This window comes from Pseudomonas sp. GL-R-19, from assembly GCF_019956375.1.
Taxonomy (GTDB): domain Bacteria; phylum Pseudomonadota; class Gammaproteobacteria; order Pseudomonadales; family Pseudomonadaceae; genus Aquipseudomonas.
Map to the genome: position 1 here is coordinate 148,745 of NZ_JAHBDJ010000003.1, position 7,464 is coordinate 156,208.

Annotated in this window: 7 protein-coding genes; 6 read left to right on the plus strand and 1 reads right to left on the minus strand. The window is 60.7% G+C overall.

Features of this window, described 5'->3' with window-relative positions; all coding sequences use genetic code 11:
- The first annotated feature begins 17 nt into the window (after positions 1 to 17).
- The 3 genes from KGA83_RS02050 to msrA all read left to right on the plus strand — a co-directional run bounded on the left by KGA83_RS02050 (position 18) and on the right by msrA (position 2,883).
- Complete coding sequence (locus KGA83_RS02050) at positions 18 to 1,169, plus strand: acyl-CoA dehydrogenase family protein (protein ID WP_223528070.1); 1,152 nt, start codon at positions 18 to 20, stop codon at positions 1,167 to 1,169.
- Between the two features lie 233 nt (positions 1,170 to 1,402).
- Positions 1,403 to 2,095 carry a TetR/AcrR family transcriptional regulator gene (locus KGA83_RS02055; protein WP_223528073.1) on the plus strand — a complete coding sequence of 231 codons (693 nt, stop codon included), beginning with the start codon at positions 1,403 to 1,405 and terminating at the stop codon, positions 2,093 to 2,095.
- A gap of 281 nt (positions 2,096 to 2,376) precedes the next feature.
- Complete coding sequence (gene msrA, locus KGA83_RS02060) at positions 2,377 to 2,883, plus strand: peptide-methionine (S)-S-oxide reductase MsrA (RefSeq protein ID WP_108215682.1); 507 nt, start codon at positions 2,377 to 2,379, stop codon at positions 2,881 to 2,883.
- An 85-nt stretch (positions 2,884 to 2,968) separates the two neighbouring features.
- On the opposite strand, the gene KGA83_RS02065 is transcribed toward msrA, so the two are convergent.
- On the minus strand, positions 2,969 to 3,886 hold the full coding sequence (locus KGA83_RS02065) for a LysR family transcriptional regulator (RefSeq protein ID WP_223528076.1): 918 nt from the start codon (positions 3,884 to 3,886) through the stop codon (positions 2,969 to 2,971).
- A 115-nt stretch (positions 3,887 to 4,001) separates the two neighbouring features.
- On the opposite strand from KGA83_RS02065, the gene KGA83_RS02070 reads away from it, so the two are divergent.
- The 3 genes from KGA83_RS02070 (at position 4,002) to KGA83_RS02080 (ending at position 7,255) form a co-directional block, all read left to right on the plus strand.
- Positions 4,002 to 5,195 carry a serine hydrolase domain-containing protein gene (locus KGA83_RS02070; RefSeq protein ID WP_223528079.1) on the plus strand — a complete coding sequence of 398 codons (1,194 nt, stop codon included), beginning with the start codon at positions 4,002 to 4,004 and terminating at the stop codon, positions 5,193 to 5,195.
- Positions 5,192 to 6,382, plus strand: a complete 1,191-nt coding sequence (locus tag KGA83_RS02075; protein WP_223528081.1) for an MFS transporter — start codon at positions 5,192 to 5,194, stop codon at positions 6,380 to 6,382. Before KGA83_RS02070 ends, KGA83_RS02075 begins: the two co-directional genes overlap by 4 nt.
- Before the next feature lie 354 nt (positions 6,383 to 6,736).
- Entirely contained in the window at positions 6,737 to 7,255 is a 519-nt protein-coding gene (locus KGA83_RS02080; protein WP_223528084.1) for a cysteine hydrolase family protein, read from the plus strand.
- Positions 7,256 to 7,464: the final 209 nt, after the last annotated feature.

The following is a 7,464-nucleotide window of genomic DNA, read 5'->3' on the forward strand; positions in this document are numbered from 1 at the left end:
TCGGCAGGAGACTCGCAATGCACGATATCGAATTGACCGAAGAACAACGCATGATCCGCGACATGGCGCGCGACTTCGCCCGCAGCGAAGTCGGCCCGCATGCCCAAGCCTGGGAAAAGGCCGGCTGGATCGATGACGCCGTGGTGGCGCAGATGGGTGAACTGGGCCTGCTGGGGATGGTTGTGCCGGACACTTGGGGCGGCAGTTACACCGACTATGTGGCCTACGCCCTGGCCGTGGAAGAAATCTCGGCCGGCGACGGCGCCCTCGGCGCATTGATGAGCATCCACAATTCAGTGGGCTGCGGCCCGCTACTCAAATACGGCACCCCCGCCCAGCAAGACAGCTGGCTGCCGCTGCTGGCCAGCGGCCAGGCCATCGGCTGTTTCTGTCTGACCGAACCACAGGCCGGCACCGAAGCACACAACCTGCGCACCCGCGCCGAGCTGCGCGACGGCCAGTGGGTACTCAACGGCGCCAAGCAGTTCGTCAGTAACGGCAAGCGCGCCAAGCTGGCCATCGTCTTTGCCGTCACCGATCCGGAACTGGGCAAGAAGGGGCTGTCGGCCTTCCTGGTGCCGACCGACGATCCCGGATTCGTGGTCGACCGCAGCGAACACAAGATGGGCATCAAGGCCTCCGATACCTGCGCGGTGACCCTGAACGACTGCACGATCCCCCAGGACAATCTGCTGGGCGAGCGCGGCAAGGGCCTGGCCATTGCCCTGTCCAACCTGGAAGGCGGTCGCATCGGCATCGCCGCCCAGGCCCTGGGCATCGCCCGCGCCGCCTTCGAGGCCGCGCTGGGGTATGCCCGTGAACGCATCCAATTCGGCAAACCAATCATCGAACACCAGAGCGTGTCCAACCTGCTCGCCGATATGCACACCCGGCTCAATGCTACCCGCCTGCTGGTGCTGCATGCCGCACGCCTGAAAAGCGCCGGGCAACCGTGCTTGTCAGAAGCCTCGCAGGCCAAGCTGTTCGCCTCGGAAATGGCCGAGCGCGTGTGCTCCAGCGCCATGCAGATCCATGGCGGCTACGGCTACCTGGAAGACTACCCGGTGGAGCGCTACTACCGCGATGCGCGCATCACCCAGATCTACGAAGGCACCAGTGAAGTGCAGCGCCTGCTGATCGCCCGCGAGCTGGCGCACTACGCGCTCTGAGGCCTTGGCCGGACGCGCCCGCTGCGTCCGGCTGTCCCCCTCTTCCGTCTCCCTTCGAGGACATCAACCAGAATGCCACCCGTGCAGCTTCGCTGGCCCACGAAAATGCCCAGGCAGCAGGCCGGTCCAACGAGGCCAGCCAGGAATTGGGCCAACTGGCGGGTCAGCTGAATCGGCTATTGGGGCAGTTTCGCGTATGAAGGTGAATGAGCAACTATCGAGGTGTTAATTCCATGACCAACGCCCAGCCAGTAACGCCCCGTTGCGCCAGCCCGAATTCCCTTTCAGCGGGACCTGTCGAACAAGGGCACCACTCGCGCTACATGGAAACCCGCCACAAAGCACTCGAGCTGTTCGCCAGGTGTGGTTTCAGCCGGGTAAGCATGCGCGATCTCGCCACTTATCTAGGGATCAATGTCGGCTCCATTTACAACCACATCGATAGCAAGGAAGCACTGCTGTTCGAGCTGATCGAGGAACTCTACGAACAGTTGCTTCACGGCGCCAGCCTGGTGAATCGTCGCAAATCCGCACCTGCGGTACGACTGCACGGCCTGCTTGAGGCGCACCTCCTGCTGCATGAGCGTATGGGGGCGCATTTCCGCCTGGCGGAGTATGACCTCCATTGTCTGAGCAGCGAACAGCAAGCCTTGATCCTGACCTTGCGTCGGCGCTATGAGGAACACTTGGTGGGAACGATAGAGCAGCTCACGGGTACACCGGTGAGCGTCACCCAGCGTGCTACCTTCAGCAGCATCGTTTCCCTGCTCAACCAACTGCCTGCCTGGATTGGAGAGTCCCAGGCAAGTAAGGGAGCACGACGCAAGCTGCTGCATGAGATAGTCATGGGTGCCCTCCACGGTGCATTGCAGGCGACTCATACCACCGGTTGCAAATTCCCGGAAAAACCAATCACCTACCGCTAGTGAGACAGCCCCCTATAAATGCCAGTATTCGGTTATAGCTCGTTGAGGTAGTCCCTTTTATCGGCTGCACGCTAACATACTGGCGGGTTCAATCATGGTCTGACTCCGGCGGTTTTCTGTCTGCCGCCACCGCCAGGTTTGAGGTGATTGCGATCCTTCGCGACAGGTAGTAATCGGCCAAATGCGGTCATTCCAGTTCTGTTTGCGCGAAACCTTGGAATTGGCCAACACGCCCTCATAACAAAGGCTATACCCAACTCCTCCGAGAGGAACGACAGACCATGACCAGACAAACCGAAACTGCCATTCTCGCCGGAGGTTGCTTCTGGGGCATGCAGGATCTGCTGCGGCGCTATCCCGGTGTGCTGCACACGCGGGTCGGGTACACCGGCGGCGATGTGCCGAATGCCACCTACCGCAACCATGGCAACCACGCCGAAGCCATCGAGATCGTCTTCGACCCTGCCGTGATCAGCTACCGGCAGATCCTTGAGTTCTTCTTCCAGATACACGACCCCAGCACGCCCAACCGTCAGGGTAATGACCTGGGGCCCAGCTACCGTTCGGCGATCTACTACCTCAGCGAACAGCAACGCGACATCGCCGAGGACACCGCTGCCGATGTCGATGCTTCACACCTGTGGCCAGGCCGGGTTGTCACCGAAATCGAACCGGCGGGACCTTTTTGGGAAGCGGAGCCGGAGCACCAGGATTACCTCGAGCGTATACCGAATGGCTACACATGCCACTTCATCCGCCCGAACTGGAAGCTCCCCAAGCGCGCCTGAGAGTCGTGCTTGTGAAGCGCAGAGGTGACCACTTCCGGTCGGTTTCAGCCGGTCGTCGAAGGCAGAAATCGGCCATGGCGGACGTTTAGAGTAGTGAAAATAAATCCGTCCCCTTTCTCCCCGGAAAAACCCGGGCGCAGAGGAAGTCGACGAATACCCGCACCTTGGGAGATGGGTGTTTACTGGCAGGCCAGAGCAAATGGAATTCGCCATTGCGCTCTGTGTGCTCTGGCAAAACGCTCCACAGCTGCCCCTCGGCGAGCGCCTGCCTGACTGAGAACTCCGGCAGATAGGCGATGCCCAGTCCCCGCAAGGCAAAGCATAAACGGGTTTCGATGGTGTTGCAGATCATCGAAATGGGCAAGGCTAACTCGGGCTCCTCAGCAGTACGACGCAAGGCCCAGGTTTCCAGCTTGCCGCTATGGGGGAAACGGTAGTGCAGGCAGCTGTGCTGCAGCAGATCGGTTGGTACTTTTGGCGTACCACGCGCTGCCAGGTAGTCCGGCGAGGCGACCAGCAACGAACGGAATGAACCGAGCTTACGCGCCGATAAACGCGAATCCGTAGGCGCGCCGGTTCTGACCACGACGTCGAAACCTTCCTCGATCACATCGACCAGGCGGTCACTGAAGTCCAGGTCCAATTCAATGGCCGGGTACTCACGCATAAAGTCGCCGAGCACCGGATGTACCAGCGAACTGACCAAGGGCAAGCTGACCCTCAAGCGTCCACGTGGAGCGGCGCTGGCTTGCGACAGTTCCAGTTGAGCCGCCTCGATTTCTGCCAGAATCCGACGGCTGCGCTCCAGAAACAGCATGCCTTCGGCAGTCGGCGTGACGCTGCGCGTGCTGCGGTGAAACAGGCGAACACCGAGCTTCTCTTCCAGCCGCGCCACACTCTTGCCGATGGCCGACGCCGACACCCCCAGCATTCGGCCGGCCGCAACGAAACTGCGATTTTCAGCGACCTGCACAAACACCACAAAGCCATTCAAGCTGTCCATGCTGCCCTCCATTGCGGACATTCTGCTCCGCATAAAATGGAACTCTACCCCAGTTTTTCTTTAATCCAAGACTTTCTATCGTGGCGGGGCTCTCCACTCTCAGAAGGAACTGCGCATGACCCTCCCCGAAATCGCTTTATCCACGGGCACGCTTTCACGTCAGTTGTCCGCGCGCATTGAAGCAACGGTCCAGCAAGCGCTGGAGCAGCAGCGACTGGTTGGCGCGGTAGTATTGGTGGCCCGCGATGGCGAGTTGGTCCATCGCCAGGCGGCCGGCTGGGCCGACCGCGAGAAGCGGTTGCCGATGAGCGTAGAGGCGGTGTTTCGCTTGGCATCGGTCAGCAAACCTATTGTCTCGACGGCGGCCCTGGTGTTGGTAGCGCAAGGCCGTCTCGGTCTGGATGACAGCGTTGAGCGGTGGTTGCCCGAGTTTCGGCCACAGTTGGCTGATGGACGTGCTGCCCGCATCACGGTGCGGCATTTGCTTAGTCACACGGCGGGGCTTGGCTATCGCTTTTTCGAAGCCGATGCGCATGGCCCCTATGCACAGGTCGGTGTCTCGGACGGTATGGATGCGTCCACCGTCAGCCTCACCGAAAACCTGAGCCGCATCGCCAGCGTGCCGCTGCTGTACGAGCCCGGCACGGCCTGGGGCTATTCGCTGGCAACCGATGTACTGGGGGCGGTGATTCAGCGGGTGCAGGGCGAGCAACTGGCTGATGCGGTGCGCCAGCTCGTGACTGATCCGCTGCGCATGACCGATACCGGCTTTGCCGCGCAGGACCCATCGCGCGTGCCTACCACCTACGTCAGTGCGACTCCCGAGCCCCATGCGCTGGCCGAAGGCGAAATCGTTTCGCCGTTCGAGGGGGCGATCGGCATCCCGTTCAGCCCCGCCCGCATCTTCAACCCGCAGGCGTTTGCGTCGGGTGGTGCCGGCATGGCCGGAACAGCCGAGGACTTCCTGCGCCTCCTTGAAACATTGCGTCGCGGCGGCGGTGAGCTGCTGCCCACGGCACTCGTCGAGGAGATGGCACGCGATCAAACCGGCGGCCAGGAATTGCCCGCTGCACCGGGGTTCGGCTTTGGTCTGGGGTTCTCGATACTGCGCGATCCGGCCTTGGCGGTCACCCCCGAGTCGCCAGGCACCTGGCGTTGGGGTGGCGCCTATGGCCATTCGTGGTGTGTGGATCGACAGCAGAAGCTGAGTGTCGTCGCCTTCACCAACACGTTGTACGAAGGCATGTCGGGACGGTTCGTAACCGACCTGCGGGACGCGGTATACGGCGTCGCGGAGCCAGGCCAATGAACTCGCAAGTGCAGGATCGCATGCCTTATGCACCCTTGTTGGCGCTGGCGATGGCCGCCTTCATCACCATCCTTACCGAGGCACTGCCGGCGGGTCTCCTGCCGCAGATGGCACAGGGGCTGGCCGTCTCCGAGGCGTGGGTCGGGCAAACCGTCACCGCCTATGCCATTGGATCGCTAATGGCCGCCATGCCGTTAACGGCGGCCACACAAGGATTTCGTCGCCGTCCCTTGCTACTCGCTGCCATCGCCGGCTTTGCCATTGCCAACACGGTCACGACGTTTTCGACCAGCTTCACGTTGACGATCGCGGCGCGCTTTCTGGCCGGCGTTGCGGCGGGGCTATTGTGGGCGTTATTGGCCGGCTATGCCGCGCGCCTGGTGCCCGAACACCGCAAAGGCCGCGCCATCGCGATTGCGATGGTGGGCACACCCCTGGCGCTCTCGTTGGGCATCCCGGCCGGAACCTTTCTGGGCAACGTCCTGGGATGGCGCATGTGCTTCGGCATCATGAGCCTGCTGGCCGTGCTGCTGATGGCATGGGTGCGCTTCAACGTGCCGGACTTCGCCGGGAAGTTTGAAGAAAAACGTCTGTCGCTGCGCCATGTATTCACACTGCGGGGCATTCGCCCCGTGCTCTTCGTGGTACTGGCGTTCGTCCTTGCGCACAACATTCTCTACACCTACATCGCCCCGTTTCTGCAAGCGGCCGGCCTGGGAGCGCAGACGGATGTAGTACTGCTGGTCTTCGGAATCACATCGTTGCTGGGCATCTTGATTGTTGGGGTGTTGATCGACCGGTACCTGCGCGCGCTGACCCTGGCGAGTACCGCATTGTTCGGGATTTCAGCGATAGTGCTGGGTATGGCAGCCACCGAACCCGTTGCCGTTTTCGTAGCGATTGGCGCGTGGGGGTTAGCCTTTGGCGGCGCCGCAACGTTGTTTCAAACGGCATTGGCCCAAACGGCTGGCGATGCGTCAGATGTCGCACAATCCATGCTCGTGACTGCTTGGAACACCGCAATTGCTGGCGGGGGCATTGTGGGAGGTCTGCTACTCGACCGAGTCGGCGTAGAAGCATTCCCTCCTGCACTACTGGTGCTGTTGGTGGCCACGCTGATGGTGACGTGGTCGGCCAAGCTGCGCGGGTTTCCCGTGGTGCAGGGGGTGAAATCCGAGGCAATTTGAATGTGCTGATGTGGTAGCAGGCAGCGGCGAACCTCGCTAACAGCGCATCCCAAAGCTTTTGGACGGAAGTGGACCGGCATGACAGGCAGCTATCGGTCCAGGAGCGGACAGTGATCGATACTTCAATCAGCCTTCACGCTCGTAGTGCTCACTTGCCAACCCTGTACTGCGCAGCTATTGTCAGCCCCATGAATCAATTACGAATTGCCTTGACCACGACTACCACGACCGCCAGAGGCGGGTCGTGAGAGGTGTCGTGAGCTAATAGCGCACGAATTTCAAAGGCCCGCCAGTGATGGACAGGGCCTTTTCTTTTGCCCTTGTGTCGCTGGCCAAAACGCAGGGAAAAGCACTATGTATGCACTGTTGATTCTCGATATGCAGGTTGGATTGTTTCATGGCCCGGATAAGCCATGGGCTGGCGAAGCGTTGCTAGACACGTTGAATAATCTGTTGAGTAAAGCCCGGAGTGCAGGCGCACCCATTTTTCTCGCCCGCCACATTGGTCCACCTGGTTCACCAATCGAGCCTGGAAGCCCGTTGACACAACTGGTGCAGGAACTGGCGCTGCACGGCGACGAAGTGATTTTCGAGAAAAGTCGTCCCAACGCCTTCACCAAGACAGCCCTGGCCGATCAGCTACGGGCTTGTGGAATTCAGGGAGTGGTCATTGCCGGTATGAAGACCCAATACTGTGTCGACAGCACCTGCCGCGCCGCACGTGACCATGGATTCGATGCAGTGCTGATCGCCGATGGCCATACCTGCACGGACACCCCTGCGCTGAAGGCCGAAGAGATTGTCGCTCATCACAATGCGACCCTCGCGGGACCATTCTGCCGTGTCGTACGCGATGAGGACTGGTGTTTCTAGCCACCATGGACAGATCGGCCCGAGTCAAGCCGATCTGTCCGCCTTGAGTCGCTTTCTGCCGGTCGTGACAGGCAGAAATCGGCCGATTCTGTTGAAAAAGTCGGATTTTCAGCTCGCCTGAACTCAGGCACGACCACCACCGGAGAACCTATTCACCACATTGAGTGGTTTTTCGGCCCTTCGTTGAGCTTTGCAGCTCGGTTAGTGGG

Excerpts from the sequence above, each read along its gene's own strand:
- KGA83_RS02050 (WP_223528070.1), top strand. The coding sequence starts at position 18 with ATGCACGATATCGAATTGACCGAAGAACAACGCATGATCCGCGACATG.
- KGA83_RS02055 (WP_223528073.1), top strand. The coding sequence starts at position 1,403 with ATGACCAACGCCCAGCCAGTAACGCCCCGTTGCGCCAGCCCGAATTCC.
- msrA (WP_108215682.1), top strand. The coding sequence starts at position 2,377 with ATGACCAGACAAACCGAAACTGCCATTCTCGCCGGAGGTTGCTTCTGG.
- KGA83_RS02065 (WP_223528076.1), bottom strand. The coding sequence starts at position 3,886 with ATGGACAGCTTGAATGGCTTTGTGGTGTTTGTGCAGGTCGCTGAAAAT.
- KGA83_RS02070 (WP_223528079.1), top strand. The coding sequence starts at position 4,002 with ATGACCCTCCCCGAAATCGCTTTATCCACGGGCACGCTTTCACGTCAG.
- KGA83_RS02075 (WP_223528081.1), top strand. The coding sequence starts at position 5,192 with ATGAACTCGCAAGTGCAGGATCGCATGCCTTATGCACCCTTGTTGGCG.
- KGA83_RS02080 (WP_223528084.1), top strand. The coding sequence starts at position 6,737 with ATGTATGCACTGTTGATTCTCGATATGCAGGTTGGATTGTTTCATGGC.